21 protein-coding genes and 1 pseudogene are annotated in these 18,447 nt (G+C 69.7%); 11 read left to right on the top strand and 11 right to left on the bottom strand.

Features of this window, described 5'->3' with window-relative positions:
• Positions 1-85: 85 nt before the first annotated feature.
• Together ACY0PA_RS42525 and ACY0PA_RS42530 are read left to right on the top strand one after the other, a co-directional pair.
• Complete coding sequence (locus tag ACY0PA_RS42525; protein ID WP_473082661.1) at positions 86-361, top strand: hypothetical protein; 276 nt, start codon at positions 86-88, stop codon at positions 359-361.
• Positions 334-903, top strand: a complete 570-nt coding sequence (locus ACY0PA_RS42530; protein WP_473082662.1) for a DUF3885 domain-containing protein — start codon at positions 334-336, stop codon at positions 901-903. The genes ACY0PA_RS42525 and ACY0PA_RS42530 overlap by 28 nt, the downstream gene beginning before the upstream one ends.
• Before the next feature lie 73 nt (positions 904-976).
• Here the strand turns inward: ACY0PA_RS42530 and ACY0PA_RS42535 are convergent, their stop codons facing one another.
• From ACY0PA_RS42535 to ACY0PA_RS42550, 4 genes are all read right to left on the bottom strand, one after another.
• On the bottom strand, positions 977-1,264 hold the full coding sequence (locus tag ACY0PA_RS42535) for a hypothetical protein (RefSeq protein ID WP_473082663.1): 288 nt from the start codon (positions 1,262-1,264) through the stop codon (positions 977-979).
• A gap of 88 nt (positions 1,265-1,352) precedes the next feature.
• On the bottom strand, positions 1,353-1,562 hold the full coding sequence (locus tag ACY0PA_RS42540; RefSeq protein ID WP_473082664.1) for a hypothetical protein: 210 nt from the start codon (positions 1,560-1,562) through the stop codon (positions 1,353-1,355).
• Positions 1,563-1,691: 129 nt separating this feature from the next.
• Positions 1,692-2,399 carry a transposase gene (locus tag ACY0PA_RS42545; RefSeq protein WP_473082665.1) on the bottom strand — a complete coding sequence of 236 codons (708 nt, stop codon included), beginning with the start codon at positions 2,397-2,399 and terminating at the stop codon, positions 1,692-1,694.
• Positions 2,396-3,025 carry an IS110 family transposase gene (locus ACY0PA_RS42550; protein WP_473082666.1) on the bottom strand — a complete coding sequence of 210 codons (630 nt, stop codon included), beginning with the start codon at positions 3,023-3,025 and terminating at the stop codon, positions 2,396-2,398. The genes ACY0PA_RS42545 and ACY0PA_RS42550 overlap by 4 nt, the downstream gene beginning before the upstream one ends.
• 1,131 nt (positions 3,026-4,156) lie before the next feature.
• Between ACY0PA_RS42550 and ACY0PA_RS42555 the strand changes: the two genes are divergently transcribed.
• A complete protein-coding gene (locus ACY0PA_RS42555) occupies positions 4,157-4,480 on the top strand; it encodes a hypothetical protein (RefSeq protein ID WP_473082667.1) in 324 nt (107 codons plus the stop codon).
• Between the two features lie 22 nt (positions 4,481-4,502).
• Here the strand turns inward: ACY0PA_RS42555 and ACY0PA_RS42560 are convergent, their stop codons facing one another.
• Positions 4,503-4,736: a WhiB family transcriptional regulator gene (locus ACY0PA_RS42560; protein WP_473082668.1), complete on the bottom strand. Its 234-nt coding sequence runs from the start codon at positions 4,734-4,736 to the stop codon at positions 4,503-4,505.
• A 199-nt stretch (positions 4,737-4,935) separates the two neighbouring features.
• Here ACY0PA_RS42560 and ACY0PA_RS42565 point away from each other — a divergent pair, with 199 nt between their 5' ends.
• From ACY0PA_RS42565 to ACY0PA_RS42575, 3 genes are all read left to right on the top strand, one after another.
• A complete protein-coding gene (locus ACY0PA_RS42565; protein ID WP_473082669.1) occupies positions 4,936-5,175 on the top strand; it encodes a hypothetical protein in 240 nt (79 codons plus the stop codon).
• A gap of 174 nt (positions 5,176-5,349) precedes the next feature.
• The gene (locus ACY0PA_RS42570) at positions 5,350-6,036 is read left to right on the top strand and encodes an HAD family hydrolase (protein WP_473082670.1); all 687 of its coding nucleotides are present in this window, start codon (positions 5,350-5,352) and stop codon (positions 6,034-6,036) included.
• 363 nt (positions 6,037-6,399) lie between these two features.
• A complete protein-coding gene (locus ACY0PA_RS42575) occupies positions 6,400-6,540 on the top strand; it encodes a hypothetical protein (protein WP_473086612.1) in 141 nt (46 codons plus the stop codon).
• 18 nt (positions 6,541-6,558) lie between these two features.
• Here the strand turns inward: ACY0PA_RS42575 and ACY0PA_RS42580 are convergent, their stop codons facing one another.
• Positions 6,559-7,245 carry a DUF2848 domain-containing protein gene (locus ACY0PA_RS42580; RefSeq protein ID WP_473082671.1) on the bottom strand — a complete coding sequence of 229 codons (687 nt, stop codon included), beginning with the start codon at positions 7,243-7,245 and terminating at the stop codon, positions 6,559-6,561.
• A gap of 152 nt (positions 7,246-7,397) precedes the next feature.
• Between ACY0PA_RS42580 and ACY0PA_RS42585 the strand changes: the two genes are divergently transcribed.
• The 3 genes from ACY0PA_RS42585 to ACY0PA_RS42595 are packed head-to-tail and all read left to right on the top strand — an operon-like array spanning position 7,398 to position 10,009.
• The gene (locus ACY0PA_RS42585; protein WP_473082672.1) at positions 7,398-8,762 is read left to right on the top strand and encodes an MFS transporter; all 1,365 of its coding nucleotides are present in this window, start codon (positions 7,398-7,400) and stop codon (positions 8,760-8,762) included.
• Positions 8,763-8,810: 48 nt separating this feature from the next.
• Positions 8,811-9,602 carry a carbon-nitrogen hydrolase family protein gene (locus tag ACY0PA_RS42590; RefSeq protein ID WP_473082673.1) on the top strand — a complete coding sequence of 264 codons (792 nt, stop codon included), beginning with the start codon at positions 8,811-8,813 and terminating at the stop codon, positions 9,600-9,602.
• Complete coding sequence (locus ACY0PA_RS42595; RefSeq protein ID WP_473082674.1) at positions 9,599-10,009, top strand: cupin domain-containing protein; 411 nt, start codon at positions 9,599-9,601, stop codon at positions 10,007-10,009. The genes ACY0PA_RS42590 and ACY0PA_RS42595 overlap by 4 nt, the downstream gene beginning before the upstream one ends.
• Here the strand turns inward: ACY0PA_RS42595 and ACY0PA_RS42600 are convergent.
• From ACY0PA_RS42600 to ACY0PA_RS42610, 3 genes and pseudogenes are all read right to left on the bottom strand, one after another.
• Complete coding sequence (locus ACY0PA_RS42600) at positions 10,006-10,653, bottom strand: GntR family transcriptional regulator (RefSeq protein WP_473082675.1); 648 nt, start codon at positions 10,651-10,653, stop codon at positions 10,006-10,008. The genes ACY0PA_RS42595 and ACY0PA_RS42600 overlap by 4 nt on opposite strands.
• 974 nt (positions 10,654-11,627) lie before the next feature.
• A pseudogene (locus ACY0PA_RS42605) lies at positions 11,628-11,944 on the bottom strand (SDR family NAD(P)-dependent oxidoreductase); the annotation flags it as partial.
• 393 nt (positions 11,945-12,337) lie between these two features.
• Positions 12,338-12,868 (bottom strand): TetR/AcrR family transcriptional regulator, encoded by a 531-nt coding sequence (locus tag ACY0PA_RS42610; protein WP_473082676.1) that lies wholly within the window; start codon positions 12,866-12,868, stop codon positions 12,338-12,340.
• Between the two features lie 184 nt (positions 12,869-13,052).
• Between ACY0PA_RS42610 and ACY0PA_RS42615 the strand changes: the two genes are divergently transcribed.
• Both ACY0PA_RS42615 and ACY0PA_RS42620 read left to right on the top strand, forming a co-directional pair.
• Positions 13,053-14,495 carry an aldehyde dehydrogenase gene (locus ACY0PA_RS42615; RefSeq protein WP_473082677.1) on the top strand — a complete coding sequence of 481 codons (1,443 nt, stop codon included), beginning with the start codon at positions 13,053-13,055 and terminating at the stop codon, positions 14,493-14,495.
• 53 nt (positions 14,496-14,548) lie between these two features.
• Positions 14,549-16,162 carry an MDR family MFS transporter gene (locus ACY0PA_RS42620; RefSeq protein ID WP_473082678.1) on the top strand — a complete coding sequence of 538 codons (1,614 nt, stop codon included), beginning with the start codon at positions 14,549-14,551 and terminating at the stop codon, positions 16,160-16,162.
• 294 nt (positions 16,163-16,456) lie between these two features.
• Here ACY0PA_RS42620 and ACY0PA_RS42625 read toward each other — a convergent pair whose 3' ends face one another.
• Positions 16,457-16,831, bottom strand: coding sequence for a hypothetical protein (locus tag ACY0PA_RS42625; RefSeq protein WP_473082679.1), 375 nt, complete (start codon positions 16,829-16,831; stop codon positions 16,457-16,459).
• Between the two features lie 401 nt (positions 16,832-17,232).
• Positions 17,233-18,420, bottom strand: coding sequence for an NAD(P)/FAD-dependent oxidoreductase (locus ACY0PA_RS42630; protein ID WP_473082680.1), 1,188 nt, complete (start codon positions 18,418-18,420; stop codon positions 17,233-17,235).
• Between the last annotated feature and the right edge of the window lie 27 nt (positions 18,421-18,447).

The raw sequence follows: 18,447 nt of genomic DNA on the forward strand, positions 1-18,447 counted from the left end.
GAACCCGGGCGCTTCGGCGTTCGACGTGCTCGCCCATCCCGAGCTCGGGGACGTCCGCCTCCGGCCGTGGACGGAGCGCCGGGCAATGCTCCTCGAGCTGGTCGAGCCGCTCGGGCCCCCGATCCAGGTTGTGCCCGCTACCGAGGACAGGGCCGAGGCGGCACTGTGGTTCGAGGCGCTCGCCGATGAAGGCGTCGAAGGCCTCTTGAAGTCAGGGTTTACAGCTGACCGGTTGACCGAGTGCCCGCCGTCTAGGGCACTGCTTTCTTGCTGGGAGATGCTGGGCATCATGGTCATGGCAGGAGCCACAGTGCGAGAGGACAAGTACGGCAGATGCCTGGAGATATATCGACGGTTTTGACAGAGCTGTGGCAGCAGCACTGGCCGAACTGTCCTCCGGTTGGGTGCAAGCTCCGAGACCCATATCGAGATGTCTGGGTGCGCTTTCACAGCCTGCCCGAGTCGAAGCGATACGCAGAGGATGAGACTGAGTACGCCGTCCTCCTGGAGCGGTACAACATGGTCCTCGATGAGCTGTTTGCCGGTGGGGACGTGTACGTGGTCACGTCTGTCTGGGCGACCGAAGCCGAGGTCCCTCCGGTTGAGCCCGATGCTGGCTACTGGCAGACCCTGCTGGTGGAGGATGATCCCGATCCGGAGTTCCGCACCTACTGTCACCTGTTCGCCGTCCGTCGTCCTTGGCGGCATGGCTGCCTCGACGAGTTGCTGCGTGACATCGCTGACGACAAGGTGGCGGGCGTCCTCGTCAGTGACACCCAGATGCGTCGCATCCATTACCCCTACGACGGTGGCGCCGATGTCTTCCTGGCCACGCCCGTAGAACGTGATCGAATGCGTGAGAGGCATGCCGACTGGCTTTCCAGCCATCCGTCGGGCCTCTGACGGATCGTGCTCACCGCCCCGCTGACGTTGCAGGATCAAGGAGCCAGCCGACGAAGGCGGGACTGAGGGGAGGTCAGCGGCGGCGCGGCAGTGTGGTGACGGCGCGGGCGGTGTGGAGAGCGTCGCGCAGGGTTTCGTTGTCGACGCTCAAGCGCTGGATAACTGCGATCGCGACCTCCAGCTGCGCGGCGAGGTCGCGCTTGTCGCGCTGTAGTCGCGCGTTGTCGGTCTTCAGCCGGCTGTAGGCGTCCGCGCCGACCGCGCTGCCCGTCGGCGGAGCGATGGACAACTCGGCGCATACGTCGGGAAAGTTGCGGCGGAAGGTCGTGTTGGCGAGGCCGAGGCGAGTGGCGAGGGCCAACACGCTCGGAGTCCGGCCGGACTCCGCGGTGAGCGTGTCGATGGCGGCCTGGACGTCGGCGCGGCTCGGCAGGGCGCGCGGTGGGCAGTCACAGGGCGGCTCCGTCGACGAAGAGGAAGGCGTGGATCTTGTCGCGGCGGCGCTCCAGGTCGGCGTGGACCAGCGGCGGCAGGGCGGGGCTGGCGTGGAATGGGGCGTCGAGGCGTTCGGCCTCGTCAGCGAGGGCGGAGGCGTTGGTGGTGGTCAGCGCGACGTTCGGTGCACGGCCTGGTCGTGGAAGTCGCCGCGGGTACCACACGGCACGCGGTAGCCACAGTGATCCGAGTGAGATGACCCGCGACGATGATGGCGCTGAACGGAAAATCCATGTTCAGGCGGGCAGGCGGCAGCATCCGGCCGGCGAAGCTGGCCGGATGAATCTGTTCGGTCACGCGGTGGTCGGGGCGAGGGTGACAGTGTGACCGAGGTGTTCGAGCTGCCGGACGAGGTCGTGTGTTTTGCGCTGCGGGTTGAGGTGCTTGTAGTGCCAGTCCGGTCCGAGTTCGTGATAGCGGGCGTGCGGATCGTTGATGAGGTGCCAGGCGATGACGAGGATCGAGCGGGCGACTGCGACCAGGGCCTTGGCGTGGCCCCGGCGTTTGACCAGGCGGCGGTAGCGGGCGCCGAGGAAGGTGTCGGTGCGTGCGGCGGCGCTGGCTGCTTCACCGAGGGCGCCCTTGAGCCACGGGTTGCCCTTGCCGGCCGGGCCGGTGGTGCTCTTGGCGCCGGACTGGATGGTGCGGGGGCAGAGCTTCGCCCAGGACGCGAGGTGATCCGGTGAAGGGAAAACGCTCATGTCCGGACCGATCTCGGCCAGGAGGGCACGGGCTGCGACCGGTCCGACGCCGGGGATCTCGTCCAGCCGGATCAGCAGCTCGCAGCCGAAGAGGGTGCCGTCGGTGCCTGTCGATGTGTCGATCGGGGCACCGCGTGGATCGTGCAGGGCATCGATCGACGCAGCGATCTCCTGTTCCAGGGCGGCGATCTGCTTGCTCAAGTGATCAACCGTGGCGAGCAGGAGTTTCAGCAGCCGGGCGTGGTGGTCCTCGAACTGTCCCGTCATCGCCTCGATGAGCGCATCGCGCTTGGCGGTCAACTTGCCCTGGGCGAGAGGCCGGCAAGGGATCGGGGGCTGCGCTCACCGGCGATCAGCGCCTCCATCATCGCTCGTCCGGAGACGCCGAGCGGATCGGTGGCCACGGACGAGAGCCTGATCTGCGCGTCCTGCAGGACCTTGTCGATGCGCTGCTTGTGACGGGTGCGTTCGTGCACGAACACGGTGCGAGTACGGGTGAAGTCCCTCAGCTGCCGGACTGGCTTGGGTGGTACGAAGGAAGGGCGGACCATGCCGCGTTCGGCGAGCTTGGCCAGCCAGACCGCGTCCAGCTTGTCGGTCTTGGGACGGCCCGGAACGTTCTTAACCTGGCGGGCGTTGACCAACCAGCACCGAAGTCCACGGCTCTCCAGCAGGTAGAAGAACGGGCGCCAGTAGTTGCCGGTGGCCTCCATCACCACCAGCGTGACGCCTTGGCAGACCAGGTGGTCGCCGAGCTCGACGATTGCGTTGGTGGTCGACGCGACCGTACAGACCCGCTGAGCGCGCTTGCCCTCGCGCTGTTCGTGCGGGAGCCGGGTGCAAACGACCCCACTGTTCTTGGCGATGTCGATCGCGGCAACCCGGGCTACCGCTTCCTCCTGCAGTTCTTCGCGCGACTCGTCCATGGTGCCTCCTGTGTCCTGGTACTGGGCGGAGGCTGTCCGGGGAACCGGAGGGGAACGGAAAGGCTGATCGGCGTGCACGAGGCAACAGTTGGCGACCCCTGGCTGGCTCCCGCGTCAGACTCTTTCTCGGGCGCACCGGCCCAAACGCCATCGACGTGCGCGGACAGCCCCCGCGTCCATGGTCAAGGCGCACCCGTCTCGATCGGCAGGGCGCCTGGAAGCACTCAACTCAAGGAGTCCGGCGCACACCGATTTTCACGCCGCCAGGCGTGACGGGAGTTACAGGAGGCCCCAGGTCAGCGAAGTGAGCGAGCGAACGTTTCGGCAGGGTATGTCCCGGGCATGGCGAGCGAGACGGTCGAGGCTGTGCTGTTTCCCGGGATCGATGTGCGAGTGGAGTGCGTCAGCGACTCCTCCGACGTCCTTGTGGTGGATGCGGTGTCCACCGCTCGCCCCGGCCGGTGCCCGGACTGCCGGAAACAGGCGAGACGCACACGCAGCACGTATCAACGTGCCCTGGATGAAAGACCGTTGGGATTCCGCCGGGTCATAGTCCGACTGCGGGTCACCGGTACTTCTGCGACCGGAAGAGCTGTTCCCGCAAGACGTTCGTCGAGCAGGTACCGGGACTGTCCGAACGGCACCGCCGCTCCACCACCGGTCTGGCAGGCTGGCTGCGGTCGATCGCGATCGAGCTCCGCGGCCGTCCGGCCGCCTGGTTGTGCCGCCGCCTGCGACTGGTCGCGGGCCGGACCCGGCCGCTCAGGCTGTTGACGGCGCCGACGGTCGCGGGTACCGGGGGTGGACGAGTTCGCCTTCCGCAAGGGTTGCTCCTACGGCACCGTGCTGGTCAACGTCGAGGCCGGCCGAGTCGTGGACTGCTGCCCGATCGCACCTCCGAATCGCTCGGGGCCTGGCTTACCGAGCATCCCGGAGTTGAGATCATCTGCCGGGACCGGGCCACCGCCTACACAAAGGCAGTCAAGGAAGCCGCCCCTCATGCCCTGGAAGTCGCTGATCGCTGACACCTGTTGCAGAACCTGTCCGCCGCGGTGGAGGAGACCTGCCACCAGCACCGCGACTGCCTGCGCAAGGAGGAGACGGGGTCCGAGGCGCCGGAGCCGCCCCCCGATGCTCTTACCGCCCGCGGAACTGCCCCGCACCCAGATCATCGAACGCACCCGCCACCGCTACGAGGACATCCACCGCCTGCTGGACAAACGCTGGACCATCGGCGCCATCGCCCGCCGTCTGCATCTTGACCGCAAAACCGTGCGCCGCTTCCGCGACACCGACTTCGACGAGCTGATGGCCTCCGCCCGCGAGCGCCGCCCGGGCGGCGTCCTGGAGCCGTTCAAGGCATACCTCAACGCCCGCTTTACCGAAGCCCAAGGCCAGGTCAGCGGCACCCGGCTGTTCATGGAGATCCAGGCTCGCGGCTACCGCGGCAGCTGACAGGTCGTCCGCAAACACCTCGCTATACGTGGCAGGCCTGTTGCACGACCGCCCGCTCCTGCTCACTCGTTCCGCCCCACACGCCTGATGCCTGCCCGGTCTCGAGTGCCCAAGCGAGGCACTCGTCGATCACTGGGCAGCGGAAGCAGATCTGTTTCGCCGCCAGTGTCTCCTGTTCCGCCGGCCCCATCGTGCCGACCGGGAAGAAGAGATCGGGATCCGCGTCGACGCACGCCGCCCTGTGTGCCCATTCCATGGTTGCCTCCTGTCAGGCCGTCAAAAGTTGCTCGTGCTGGGGGTCTGCTCCGGTCCTGCTTCCGGACCGGGTGCTCGGCGGCGGGTGCCCCTGTGCGGAGGACGGAAACCAGTGGGGCCGGTTATAGCGGGAGCAGGAGGTTTCGACGTCGGGGCGGAGGTTACCCGGTTCGTCGAACGCCTTCGGCCGAGGAGTCGTCGTGCTTGTGATCCCGCTCGCCCTGCCTCTCGTGATGCTGTGGCTGATCCTCGCTCTTGCCCGCTACGAGGAGCTTTTGCTCGGAACCGTGAAGGCGACCAAGGAGGCCGAGGACGTCGGGGAGCCCAGACAGGCCAGGGGGGCCACGGCGCGTATGCCGTACAAGGGCTATCTGCGCGCCGTGCCGCTCTCTCCCGCCGAAGTGAAGTCCGCGGCGGACAGCCCGCGTCACGCGGCGTGAGACGTCCCCTCGGCTCCCTCCGGCGGCACAGCGGCGGGCTCGGTTCTCGACGCCGAGCGAGCGTCGCGAGGTGTGGCGACGGGGAAACGGCATGCTCGGAGGCGAGGATGGTTCCCAACGTCTCCACACGCTTCCGAATGTTTCCGGCATGACGCATCGAAGGGCGTAGGGCATATGGCGCGCGCGGTTCTGTTCGACGTCGACGGCACACTCGTCGACACCAACCACCTCCGTGTCGTCACGTGGTGGGAGGCGCTGCGGCAGGCCGGACACAACGTCACGATGCACGACATCCACCGCGCGATCGGCCTCGGATCCGAGGACCTGCTCGCCCACCTCCTCGGCGAGGACCGCGACCAGGACCAGGACGAGACCCTCAGCACCGCGCACACAACGCTGTACGGCACGTACTTCGGCCGGCTGCCGCCGTTGGACGGAACCCAGGACCTGTTGAGGGAGCTGGCCGGCCGGGGCTGGCGCATCGTCCTCGCCACCTCCGCCGGGGGGCCGGAGCTGAAGGCGCTGCGCCGCGCCATCGACGCGGACGACGTGATCTCGGGGGTGGCGAGCGCGGACGACGTGGCGCAGGGCAAGCCGGCCCCCGACCCGGTTCACCGGGCGCTGGAGCTCGCGGAGACGGATGCCTCCGACGCGGTGTTCGTGGGGGACACGGTCTGGGACATGAAGGCGGCCGCCGCGGCAGGCGTGCGCGCCGTCGGCGTACTGCGCGGGCGCCTGATCCGGGCCGCCTCGGCTTGCTTGGTGCGGACGAAGGACGCACAGCGAGCCTGGCGCGACATCGTCGATCTGCTCGCCGAATGCCTGCCCGTAAGCGCGTCAGCGAGCTGGCGGAGGAACTGAAGCGCCTCGAGGAGGAACAGCGCCAGGCTGCGGCGGCCGTGCGAAAGGCGCGCGAACAGGCCCGTGCCGCGGACCGCCGGTTCCGGGAGGCCCGTCGCCGCGCCGAAACCGCCGCCGACCAGGGCGCACCGCTGAGTGAGCCGTGGCGCGGTCACACCAGGAACAGAAAGCGAGGCGAAACGTGATGCCACGACCCGTCTGGAGCGGAGTCGTGACGCTGGGATTGGTTACGGTGCGCGTGGGCCTGTACATGGCGACCGAGGACCACATGGCCCGCTTCCACCAGCTGCAGCCCGGCACCGCTGACTGGTCCGCAAGCGGCGCGTCAACCAACGCACCGGCAGGGAAGTACCGTCCGAGAACATCGTCAAGGGCTACGAGCTCGCCGAGGGGGAGTTCATAGTCGTCGAGACCGACGAGCTGGATCAGATCGCGCGGCCCATGTCCGCAGCGCGCAAGGGAGGTGGCAGTCCTCGACGGCGTGGAGGACTGCCACCTCCCTGATCGCAGGCGGGCGGTGCGTCAGCCGATGGGGGCCGGCATGGGCTGGACGTCGTAAGCGAGGCGAATGGTGTCCCCGGCGGCGGGATCGGTCAGTTCCACGCTCCAGCCGTCCGCGAACTGGTCGACGCCGGGGATCATGGGGATGGTCCCGGAGATCAGAACGGTGCCGGGCGTGAGCGCGCCGCGGGAGCGCAGCACGTCGACCCAGTAGGCGGGCGTCAGGAGGTCGGCGAGGGTGCCGTGCTGGATCTCGGTCCGCGTGCCGCCGTGGGTGACCCAGGCGCGCAGGGTGAGCTGGTCGATGCGGGACCCCACGTCGGCCAGGCGCCAGGCGCGCCGTGCGAGGACATCGGGTCCGGCGTTCTTGCTCCAGGCCACGCCGTGCACCTCCAGATCGCGGTCGGTGTGGTCGCAGGCGGCCGTCAGCAGCAGCTCCCCGCCGTTTGCCACGACGAGGGCCCACTCCGCCTCACCGGAGGTGTGTCCGTGCTGTGCCTGGATCCGGTCGGTCTGCTGGGCCAGGTAGGGGGAGACCGGGTAAAGGGCCGGTGTCACGGACGGGCCGGGCACGCCCAGCTCGGCGAGTTCCGCGACGTGCGCGGCGACATCCTCCTGGCTGCGCCCGGCGTACCCGGCGTTGAGAACCTGGACGACGTCGACCTCGCGGGTCGATCCGTCGGGAAGTTCGAAGGTCAGCACAGCCATGAGGGCACTCCAAGAGATCGGGTGACGGTCCGCGGATCCGGATCCTGATGCGGATTTCTCCGCGGTTAACTTCTCGCGCAGGGCTTGCGCATACGATCTGTATACAAGAAGTATGCCTGAAGGTCGATGTCTCCCGAGCAAGGATGAGAACCATGCACGACACCCCGCAAGAGGACGCGAAGGCGTCCGAGAGGCGATCCGGCGTCCGCCGGGCCTTCGTCGCGAGCCTGACCGGCACGGCCCTGGAGTGGTACGACTTCGCCGTCTACTCCGCCGCCGCGGCCCTGGTCTTCGGTGACCTGTTCTTTCCCTCAGAGGACCCGCTCACCGGCACACTCCTCGCGTTCTCCACCTATGCGGTCGGGTACATCTCCCGCCCGCTCGGCGGGTTCGTTTTCGGTCGCCTCGGTGATGTGATCGGCCGCAAGAAGGTGCTGATCGCCACCCTGGTGCTCATCGGCGTGGCCACCTTCCTGATCGGCATCCTGCCCGCGTACTCGACGGCAGGCGTAGCCGCCCCAATCGCCCTGGTCGTGCTGCGCTTCGCCCAGGGCGTCGGCGTCGGCGGCGAGTGGGGCGGCGCGGTACTGCTGTCCAGCGAGTTCGGGGACCCACGACGGCGGGGCTTCTACGCGTCCGCCGCGCAGGTCGGCCCGCCCGCCGGCAACCTGCTGGCCAACGGCGTCCTGGCCGCCCTCGGCGCGCTGCTGACCGAGGCGCAGTTCGAGTCCTGGGGCTGGCGCGTGGCGTTCCTGTTCTCCGGCGTCCTCGTCGCGTTCGGGCTGTGGATCCGGGCGAAGCTCGAGGAGACTCCGGTGTTCAAGGCGATGGAGGCCGAGCACACCCGGCCCGAGGCGCCGATCCGTGAGGTTTTCACTACCCAGCCCCGCGCCCTGCTCGCCGCGATCCTCTGCCGCGTCGGCCCCGACGTGCTGTACGCCATGTTCACCGTCTTCGTCCTGACGTACGCCACCGGGGAACTCGGCATGTCGCGCGGCTCCGCCCTCGCGGCCGTCCTCATCGGCTCCTCGCTCCAGGTCTTCCTCATGCCGCTGGCCGGCGCCGTCTCGGACCGCATCGATCGCCGCCTGCTGTACGGCTGCGCCGCGGTGGCCGCCGGTGTGTGGCCCTTCGTGTTCTTCCCGATGATCGGCGGCGGAACCTGGTTCCCGCTGGCCACCGGCGTCGTCGTGGGCCTCGTGATCCACTGCTGCCTCTACGGACCGCAGGCCGCCTTCATCGCCGAGCAGTTCTCGCCCCGGCTGCGCTACACCGGCTCGTCCCTGGCCTACACCCTGGCGGGGATCATCGGCGGTGCCATCGCTCCTTTGCTGTTCACCACGCTGCTGAGTACCTACGGCACCTGGATACCGCTGGCCGGGTACATCGCGGTCGCCTCGGCGGTCTCCCTGGCCGGGGTCTGCTTGGGACGCGGCCCCGCAGCCGCCGTCGACGAGGACGCCCGTCTCGCCGCGCCGGCAGCCCGCCACGCGGCGGACGCCACTGCCTCCCGCTGACCGCACAACTCGCTGATCCCGATACGCCCGATACGGAGGAGCCGCACCATGCGGATCGCCCTGAGCCAGCTCATTACCGGTCCCGACCCCGAGAAGAACCTCCGGCTCGTCGAGGAGTGGACGCGGCGGGCCGCGGACGCCGGAGCCAGCGTCGTCGTCTTCCCCGAGGCGTCGATGGCCTGCTTCGGCACCCCGCTGGCCCCGCTCGCCCAGCCCCTGGACGGACCATGGGCCGACGGGGTGCGGGACATCGCCCGGGCCACCGGCACTGTCGTCGTGGCCGGCATGTTCACCCCGGCCCTCGCCGGCAGGGTGGCCAACACCCTCCTGGCAACCGGACCGGGGGTCGAAGCGTCGTACGACAAGATCCACCTCTACGACGCCTTCGGCTACCGCGAGTCCGACACCGTCGCCGCGGGCTCTGGCACCACGGTGATCGACGTGGGCGGCGTACGACTTGGCCTGGCCACCTGTTACGACGTCCGCTTCCCAGAACTGTTCCGGGCCCACGCCGACGCCGGAGCCGTCGCCACGCTGCTGGCGGCCTCCTGGGGCGCGGGTCCCGGCAAGCTCGACCAGTGGGAGCTGCTGGTGCGCTCTCGGGCCCTGGACGCCACCGTCTGGCTCGCCGCCGTCGATCAGGCGGACCCCGGCACCGAGGCGGGCACCGCGCCGACGGGCATCGGCCACAGCCGCCTCGTCGGACCCGACGGGAGTGTCCGGCACGCTCTGGGCGCCGAACCGGAGCTGTTGGTGGCTGACCTGGACGCCGACGAGGTCACCGCGGTCAGGGAGAAGATCTCCGTGCTGGCCAACCGTCGGCCGGAGGTGTGGCGGTGAACAAGCCCGAGCTGGAGTTCCACGTCCCTGACGGACCGTGGCGTGCCCCGGCCGGCGCCGGTCTCGGCGTTGAGGAGCGAGTCCTGGCGGAGGACGCCGGCCGCGGATGCCGGACCGTGCTCGTCCGCTGGGCGCCGGGCACCGACACCTCGGCCCAGGGCGTGACACGCCACGACTTCTGGGAGGAGGTTTACCTTGTCGAGGGAGAGTTGCACGACGTGACGCTAGGCCGGACCTTCACCGCGGGCATGTACGCCTGCCGCCCACCGGGGATGCCGCACGGCCCCTGGACCGCGGGGCACGGCGTCACCATGCTCGTGATCACCTACCCGGGCAGCCCACCCGGCGTCGACGACAGCGGCTGTCGGGCGAGGGTGGCTCCCGGTCCGGAGGCAGCAGGGTCCTAGCCTGCGAGCAGTACCTTCAGAGTCGACTGCAGATGGTGGTCGATCGCGGCACATGCGGACTGCGCGTCACCGGCGACCAGGGCGTCCAGGATGGCTCCGTGCTCTTCCAGCACGCCTTCCTGGCGCCCCTGTTGGCTGTAGAGGGCCACCACGCCCGCGCGCACCTGGCGGCTGCGCAGGCCGTCGTAGTGCCGGTCGAGGAGGGCGTTTCCGACGGCCGACACCAGTAGCGAGTGGAACCGGTGGTCCACGGAGATGAACTCCTGGGCCTGTTCGGCGCCGGTGAGTTCGCACTGGCGTTCCAGCAGGGACCGCAGCTCCTCCACCGGCGGCCGGCCACCGGAGACGAGCTGCTGGGCGGCGTACCGTTCGACGATGCCCCGCAGCTCCATCAGCTCGCGGATCTCCCGTCCCGTCAGGGGCGTCACCCGGGCGCCCCGCTTGGGTACGAGTTCGACCAGGTCTTCGGCCGCGAGCAGCAGCAACGCTTCCCGGACGGGGGTGCGGGAGACGCCGATGCGGTCGGCCAGCTCCTGCTCCGACAGGAAGGCCCCCTGCATCTCGGGATCCGTCAGCACCGTGTCCTTGAGATACGCGTACGCCTTCTCCCGACCGGACACCACGACAACCCCCAGACCTCGCATACAGTTTGTATACGGACGCTACCATGCGTTTTCCGTGAAGGGGGCCTCAACAAACACCGTCAACAAACACGCCCCGGGAACGGGCCTCCATCACCTCGCTCCGAGCCTCCTCCAAGTTCCCCCTCGCCCCGTCTGCTGGCGAGCAAGAGGACGCGCATGATCGCGGACCTGCGTTCCGCCGCCGAAACGCCGCACGTCCGGAAGGATCCGCCGACCGGGGCTTTCGCCTGCTCGCAAGCACACTGAGGTCTCCTCGCTAACTTCTCGTGACGTTCGTGACCGCTCGGATCTCTATGTGCCTATCGCATCAAGTGTCGAGAGCGACACATCACGCAGGTCTGTGAGACCGACACGATGTCACCTTCCGTGAGCACGCCGCAGGCGGAGTCGGAGCGGGCATGCGTGCGGCAGCGTCGCCCTACCGGACCGCCAGTGCTATTGCGGGGTTTCGGGTGCCCGGCGGCCAGGCGCCTGTCCGCCGTCATCACCGGCGCTTGGCGGCCCTCGGCAGACGTTCTGGGCAGGCGCTAAGGATGTGACCGCAACCGCAACCGCAGCTGGAGTTGAGTAGGAGGCACAGAGCTGAACGACCGCTCCTTACCGAGGAGCCTTTCGTGTCCGGACAGACCCCGTCCTACACGTGGTCGACCCGAAGCGGCTGGGACTCCTCATCGATGCCACCATCATGGTGCGCGTCGCCTCCGCCCGCCCCGACGCGGTGGGCACCCTGGCGGAACACCCCACCGTGCACGGCGCGTTCGCCACCACGGGCCCGTCCAACCTGCCCATCGGGATCTGGTTACGTGACCTGGAGCACCTCTACCGGTTCATAACGAACTCGGCGGTCTGGGAGTCGACGGCGCGGAGACCGTCATCGTCGGTTATCGGTCAAACGCCCGAGGAAGGAGCCAGGCGGCCGGGTCGGGTGAGCCGCGTCTGTCAGGCGCGATCGCCGCGGAGCCCGGCACCGGTCGTCAGCCCTGCGCGGTGGGCCGCACGATCAGCTCGTTGACGTCCACGTTCGCCGGCTGGTCTATGGCGAAGGCGATGGCATCAGCGATGGCCGAGGCCGGGATAGCCAGCTGCTCGGCCGCCGCCCGTGCGGCGGTCTGGGCCTCTGCCGAGCCGCCGCGGTCGGTCAGCTCACTCCGCGTGAATCCGGGAAGCTGACGACAGTGACGCGTACGTCCCGGCTCTCCTGCCGCAGCCCTTCGGACAGGGCTGCCACGGCGAACTTGGTGGCGCTGTAGACAGCAGCGGTCGGGTCCACCCGAGGAGCGGGCACACCAGCCCAGGACCGGTCGCAACGCAAGGCGGCCTGCCCGCCAGCCGCGCCCGACGGGGCGCTCGCGGAACGCGTGAACCCACGGGTGATTCAACGGAATTCCTCCACCGGGGCGCCGGAACCCGCAGTCGGGCCCGACCCCAACTTCGGGCCCGGCGCGGGCAGTAACGGCTCGATCAGCGACCACAGTTCACCCGACACGACCCACGGCCGCGCTTGACGCTTTCCCACGCCAAGAACGACGACACAACAAGCCGACAGTCGCATGATCAACGACTTCTGTTAGTGCTTCTTATCCGGCAGAAGCCGCTGACCATGGCTCGGCATACCAACACAACGACGTTTGCGCCGAGAGAGCCGACGCTTTTGTGGCCCGATGGTTCGTGGGGGAGCGCCTGGTCAGTGGGCGGCGTGCTGGGCCTGCGGTGTGGTGGCCCCGGTGGTGCCGGTACCGAGTCCGTTCAGGAGGGTGTCGACCACCGTGTCGGCGGCCTGCGCCGGGCTGAGGTCCGTCAGCTCGCGCGAGGCTATGTTCATCAGCTGGGGCAGGACTGTGCTCACCCATCCGTCCGGCAGTCCGGAGCGGATCAGGCCCTCGTCCGTGGCGCGGCGCAGGAAGTCGGTGAGCTCGCGGACCGACTGGTCGCGGCGCCGGCGGACGGACTCCTCGGCCAGCATCCGGCTCAGGTCGACCGGCCACGTGCGGTTGACCCCGATGATGCCCTCGACGTAGCGGTGCAGGGCGACGGTGACCGGGGCCTCGCGAAGCCGGGCCTCCTGGGTGGCCCGCTCGATGGCTGCCAGGCGGGCCTCGTAGATGGCTGCCAGCAACTCCTCGCGCGAGGCGAAGCGCCGGTAGACGGTGCGCCGGTCCACTCCGGCCTCCGCCGCGATGGCGGTGATGCTCGCGGCCTGATCAGCGGCCAGCATGCGTGCACCGGTCGTCAGGACTGTTTCCAAGTTACGTGCTGCGTCGGCTCTCACGCCACGAGTATAGCCAGCTCTGGGCGGAAAGGCGCATCTATTGCCACGTCTGCGTGCAGCTCCTCATGCGAAGTGCTACATTGGAGTGACAGTTAGCGGGGATCCCCGCCACAGACTTGGGAGAAAGCGCATGATCACCTACGACAGGCTCTTCATCGGCGGCACCTGGACCGAGCCGAGCAACCCGGAGCTGCTCGACATCCTGTCCCCGCACGACGAGTCGGTTGTCGGCCGCGCGGCCCAGGCCCAGCCGGCCGACGTGGACCGGGCGGTGGCCATCGCCCGTGCCGCCTTCGACGCGGGCACCTGGCCGAACACCCCGCCGGCCGAGCGGGTCGCGGTGCTGCGCAGGCTGAACGCTCTGCGTGAGGCTCGCGCCGAGGAGGTAGCCGCCGTGATCACCGCGGAGAACGGCTCGGCCGGCTGGTTCACCCGCGCCGGGCAGCCGGGCCTGTCCCGCCAGGCCAACGCTTACCTGAAGGCGGCCGAGGAGCTGGCCTGGGAAGAGGTCCTGACGCCCACCGACCCTGCGGCCACCGTCCGCAGCGTGGTCCGCCGGGAGGCCATCGGCGTCGTCGCCGCCGTCATCCCGTGGAACTCGCCGTTCTCCGCCTCCCTGGCGAAGATCATTCCGGCGCTGCTGGCCGGCAACACGGTCATCCTGAAGGTCTCCCCGGAGAACTCTCTGAGCATGGGCCTGCTGGCCGACCTGCTGTCCGAGTGCGGGTTGCCCGAGGGCACGATCAGCGTGCTGCCGGCCGACCGCGAGACCAGCGAGTACCTGGTGTCTCACCGCGACGTCGACAAGGTCGCGTTCACCGGCTCGACCCGTGCCGGGCGCCGGATCGCCTCCATCGCGGGCGAGCAGCTCAAGCGGGTCAGCCTGGAGCTGGGCGGCAAGTCCGCTGCCGTCTTCCTGCCCGACGCGGACCTGGAGAAGTTCAAGGCGGGCCTGAAGTTCTCCTCCCTGCTTAACAACGGTGAGGCGTGCATCGCGCATACCCGCATCCTCGCGCCGCGCAGCCGCTACGAGGAGGTCGTGACGGCCGTCAAGGAGGTCGTCGAGTCGCTGAAGGTCGGCGACCCCCAGGACCCGGACACGTTCATCGGCCCGATGATCCGCCGCGACCAGCAGCAGCGGGTGCGCGACTACATCGAGATCGGCATCACGGAGGGCGCGCGCCTGGTCACCGGAGGCCCCGAGGTACCCGTCGGCCGGGAGAAGGGCTACTACGTCACCCCGACCGTCTTCGCCGATGTCGACAACTCGATGCGGATCGCCCAGGAGGAGATCTTCGGCCCGGTGCTGGTCGTCATCGCCTACGAGGACGAGGACGACGCCGTGCGCATCGCCAACGACTCCGAGTACGGCCTGTCCGGCGGCGTGTGGTCCGCGGACGAGGGGCACGCCCTGGTGATCGCCCGCCGCATGCGGACCGGCACCGTCACGATCAACGGCACCTCCGTCGGCTTCGACGGCCCGTTCGGCGGCTTCAAGGCCAGCGGCCTGGGCCGCGAGTACGGCTTCGCCGGCCTGAACACCTACATCGAGTACAAGACCGTCACTGTCTGATTACCCGTCATACGGGGGCCGCGGTGACGTGGCCCCAGACTGGAGGCTTACCCATGTCCCAGACCGAGGCGTCCGCACCCTCGGAGGCGCCGCAGATCCCATACGAGGCCCAACCGGTCCCCCTTTCCACCGCGGCTGCCGCGTCCGGCGCGCAGCCGACTGCCGGAACCGGCGCGCACGGCAGGCGCCCCAGCGTCACCGCCGCCATGAGCGTGCTGGTGTTGGCCGTGCTGCTGGCCTCCCTCGACCAGACCATCGTCTCCACCGCGCTGCCACGCATCGCGTCCGACCTCAACGGCTTCGCGGACATCGCCTGGGTCAGCGCCGCTTACCTGCTGGCCTCGACCGCCGTCACCCCGCTGTGGGGCAAGCTCGGCGACATGTTCGGCCGCAAGCGCCTCTACCTCTCCGCGACCTCGCTGTTCCTGGTGGCCTCCGTCGCCTGCGGCCTGGCGCAGAACCTGCCCGAGCTCATCGGCGCCCGCGCGCTCCAGGGCGTGGGTGGCGGCGGCATGATCGTGCTGACCTTCGCGCTCGTCGGCGACATCGTTGCACCCAGCGAACGCGGCCGCTACCAAGGCTTGTTCGGCTCCGTCTACGGTGTGGCCAGCATCGCAGGCCCGCTGCTCGGCGGCATCTTCACCGACCAGCTCTCCTGGCGATGGGCGTTCCTGATCAACCTGCCCATCGGCGCCGTCGCGCTGCTGATGGCCGGCCGGGTGCTACCTGCCGCGGCCCGCTCCGCCAAGGCCCGCATCGATTATGCCGGCGCGACCCTGCTGGCCGGGATCGCCACCGCCCTGGTCCTGGTCACCTCCTTCGGCGAGCGCTGGGGCTGGGGTTCCCCGGGAATCATCGGCCTGATCGTCGCCGCGGTCGTGCTCGGCACGCTGCTGGTGCCCGTGGAGCGGCGCGCGTCCGCGCCCGTCCTGCCGCTGTCCATGCTGCGTTCACGGACCGTCGTGTTCGGCTCGCTGATCGGCTTCGCGGCGAACGTCGCGATGTTCAGCGTCCTGGTCTACCTGCCCACCTACCTCCAGGTGGTGCACGGTGTCTCGGCCACCCTGTCCGGCGTGCACCTGTTGCCGCTGGTCGTCGGCCTGGTCGTCAGCCAGTCGCTGGCCGGACGCTGGGCAGCCCATCCCGCGCGGGTCGGCGCGATCCTGATCGCCGGCATGGTGCTCAACGTCGCCGGACTGTTGCTGCTCAGCACCATCGGTGTCGAAACCAGCACCCTCGCGCTGAGCGCGTACTTCCTGGTCACCGGCGTGGGTATCGGCATGGTGCCCATGGTGGTCCTGACCGCCGTGCAGAACTCCGTCCCGGCCTCCGACATCGGCGCCGCCAGCGCTGTCGTCACCTTCGCCCGCTCCACCGGCGCTGCCTTCGGCGTCGCGATCTTCGGCACTCTGCTCAACACCGGCCTGGCCTCCCGGCTGCACTACACGGCCCAGCACGGCATCCACGTGCCGAGCGGCTTCGACCCTGCCCGGACCGGCGCGACGGACTCCCTGCCACCGGCCGCCCACCATGCCGTCCTCGACGCCTTCGCCCACGCCACCGGCGCCGGGTTCCTCTGGGTCACCCCCTTCGCCATCGCTGGCACCCTCCTGGCCCTGTTCCTCAACTCGCGCTCCTCCCGCCGGATCACCGCCGACCAGGCGTGACCCCGCGAAGGCCCCGCCCCCCAAGACGTCCGGACCGCCCTCAGCGGCGGTCCGGGCGTTCCGCGTGCGCCAGACCGGAGAACGGGGCCGGCCGGCTCGGGTCACACCGGCTGGAGGCGCTCAACGACCGATCGATAGAGCGTTCCATGAAAGGCCGATCGCCTGGATCGGCTGAGTCCACGGGCATGAGCGCAGGGCCCTGCAGCGCAACGCGCAGTACGGCCGCCGGTCCCCGGCGCACAATCGCGTCTGGGTTCCAGGCTCCCCGCACGCCCTTCGCTTCTCGGGCGGAGGTCACGCGGGCGGGGCGAAGGCGCGGCGGCCGAGGACCAGGGCTTGCCAGCGTTCCCGCACGGCCTGTTCTCCGTCGAGCCAGCTCGGCCCCGGGGCGGAGGAGTTGTGGTTCGGGCGGGCGTCCATGAAGCGCGTGAGGTCCGCGTAGAAGGCGTGGTCGCCGCCGGTGCGGAGCTCGTCGAGGCGAGCGAGGTCGGCGTCGACCTGGTCGTGGTCGCTCCGGACGGTGTGGTGGAAGGCGAGAGCGAGTTCGAGCAGTGGGCGCAGGGAGGTGAGCCCGGCGTTGGACAGCCGTTCGCGCAGGGTGGCCCCGGAGCGGTGACTGATGTGCCCGGTCGCACACCGAGGCGCCTTCCGGAGGATCCGTGCAGTCACCGTCCTGCCCGTCGGCGCGCGGCCGGCTTCCGCGCACCCGGGGCAAGCGTTCCTGGTCCGGAACGACTGGGACGACCACCACTTCAAGACGACCTTCAAATTGCTCTGTGCCGCGACAGGCGGCGACCCGGGTGCGGGGGTGCCGGTCAGCGACCCGCAGCGCGATACGACGGGGCACGAGCCCGTCCCGGCCGCGGACCAATGGCGTGTCACTCGATCCCGAGGCCGCCGCCGACGGCGACCAGCAGAGTGTTCCGCCGGCGGTGCCGACATGAGGACGGTGGACGGCGGTGCCGCGGCGGCTCAGCATGCCTCGGTACAAGTCAGTCATCGCCGCCCTGGCGGTGAAGTGCCTGGCCACGCGCATCGCCCGGGACGAAGACCAGCGCGTCGGATCCGCCTCACGCGGCCGTGATCGCCCCCGCGTTGCTCATGACCTGCACGCTCTCGTCGAGGACGTCCGTGGCCGGGGTGCGGTCCGGGCTGTAGTCCGCCAGGTCCGGGACGCTGGAGCCGCTGATGAGTTCCTGCGCGGCGAGCAGGCCGAGCGCCGGCGCCAGCGTCACCCCGCTGTGCGTGACGACCGTGTAGAGGCCGGGCGATGCCGCCGAACAGCCCACCAGCGGCAGCCCGTCCGCCGGGACCGGACGCACTCCCAGCCGGACGCCGGCCATCTCGGTGGCGCGCAAGGGGGCGTACACCTCGCGGCCCAGGCGGTGCAGCTCCTGTTCCAGTGCCGGATCGGCCTGCCGTGCCGTGCCCGACGCTCCCTCGACGTCCGCCGGCAGTACGGCGTCCACCGGCCAGGAGATGGACACCACGCGGCCGTCGGGTGCGGGCCTCAGATCGACACCAGGAGTCGCCAGGATCGCACCGAGGCGGTCCTGATCCGGCAGCCGCGTGCTCTCGCCCACGAGTCCCGGCACGCGGTTGAGCGGCAGCGACCCGCCGGCCAGCGCGGCGATACGCCCTGCTTGCGGACCAGCGCAGTTGACCACCCAGTCCGCCTCGAAACGGCGGCCCTCGGCCACCACTCCGGTGACGCGGTCAGCGGCGCGCAGCACCCCGGTCACCCGCAGCCCGTAACGGATGTCCGCGCCGTTGAGCGCCGCCCGGTCCAGGAGGCGCCGGGCGAACAGGGGAGCGTCGTACCAGGACGCGTGCTCGTGGACGACGAGCTCGTCCGCCCGGCATGCGTCAGGGCTCACGCCCGGGGCCAGCTCGGCCAGTTCGGACGGATCGGCCGCCCTGCAGGTGTGACCCCAGCCGCGCAGGCGCTCGGCGCGCTCCCGGATGACGAGCTGCTCCTGCTCGGTGTGGCCCCACTGCACGAGCGGCACGGGGTGACGCCAGTCGGCTCCGCCCAGCTCGTCGCCGAGCCGCACATGTAGTTCGGCGCTGCGCCGGTTCAACGCGTAGTAGGTGTACGGGGTCTTGAGGTGGGTGACGTCGATGGAGAAGGTGGCGCTGGATGTGCCGGCGGCCGGACCGCCTGCCTCGATCACTGTGACGTGGGCGCCGGCGGCCGCCAGATGGTGCGCGACGGAGGCGCCGAGCACGCCGGCTCCGATGACGAGGACACGGGGCATGGGTCTTCCTTTGCGGTGCGTGGATGA

Source organism: Streptomyces sp. DS1-CR2, assembly GCF_055760475.1.

Coding starts and splice junctions, on each gene's coding strand:
- ACY0PA_RS42585 (WP_473082672.1), top strand. CDS start 7,398: ATGCACGACACCCCGCAAGAGGACGCGAAGGCGTCCGAGAGGCGATCC.
- ACY0PA_RS42610 (WP_473082676.1), bottom strand. CDS start 12,868: ATGCTGGCCGCTGATCAGGCCGCGAGCATCACCGCCATCGCGGCGGAG.
- ACY0PA_RS42550 (WP_473082666.1), bottom strand. CDS start 3,025: ATGGACGAGTCGCGCGAAGAACTGCAGGAGGAAGCGGTAGCCCGGGTT.
- ACY0PA_RS42630 (WP_473082680.1), bottom strand. CDS start 18,420: ATGCCCCGTGTCCTCGTCATCGGAGCCGGCGTGCTCGGCGCCTCCGTC.
- ACY0PA_RS42525 (WP_473082661.1), top strand. CDS start 86: ATGCTCCTCGAGCTGGTCGAGCCGCTCGGGCCCCCGATCCAGGTTGTG.
- ACY0PA_RS42620 (WP_473082678.1), top strand. CDS start 14,549: ATGTCCCAGACCGAGGCGTCCGCACCCTCGGAGGCGCCGCAGATCCCA.
- ACY0PA_RS42570 (WP_473082670.1), top strand. CDS start 5,350: ATGGCGCGCGCGGTTCTGTTCGACGTCGACGGCACACTCGTCGACACC.
- ACY0PA_RS42530 (WP_473082662.1), top strand. CDS start 334: ATGCCTGGAGATATATCGACGGTTTTGACAGAGCTGTGGCAGCAGCAC.
- ACY0PA_RS42590 (WP_473082673.1), top strand. CDS start 8,811: ATGCGGATCGCCCTGAGCCAGCTCATTACCGGTCCCGACCCCGAGAAG.
- ACY0PA_RS42580 (WP_473082671.1), bottom strand. CDS start 7,245: ATGGCTGTGCTGACCTTCGAACTTCCCGACGGATCGACCCGCGAGGTC.
- ACY0PA_RS42555 (WP_473082667.1), top strand. CDS start 4,157: ATGCTCTTACCGCCCGCGGAACTGCCCCGCACCCAGATCATCGAACGC.
- ACY0PA_RS42615 (WP_473082677.1), top strand. CDS start 13,053: ATGATCACCTACGACAGGCTCTTCATCGGCGGCACCTGGACCGAGCCG.
- ACY0PA_RS42560 (WP_473082668.1), bottom strand. CDS start 4,736: ATGGAATGGGCACACAGGGCGGCGTGCGTCGACGCGGATCCCGATCTC.
- ACY0PA_RS42600 (WP_473082675.1), bottom strand. CDS start 10,653: ATGCGAGGTCTGGGGGTTGTCGTGGTGTCCGGTCGGGAGAAGGCGTAC.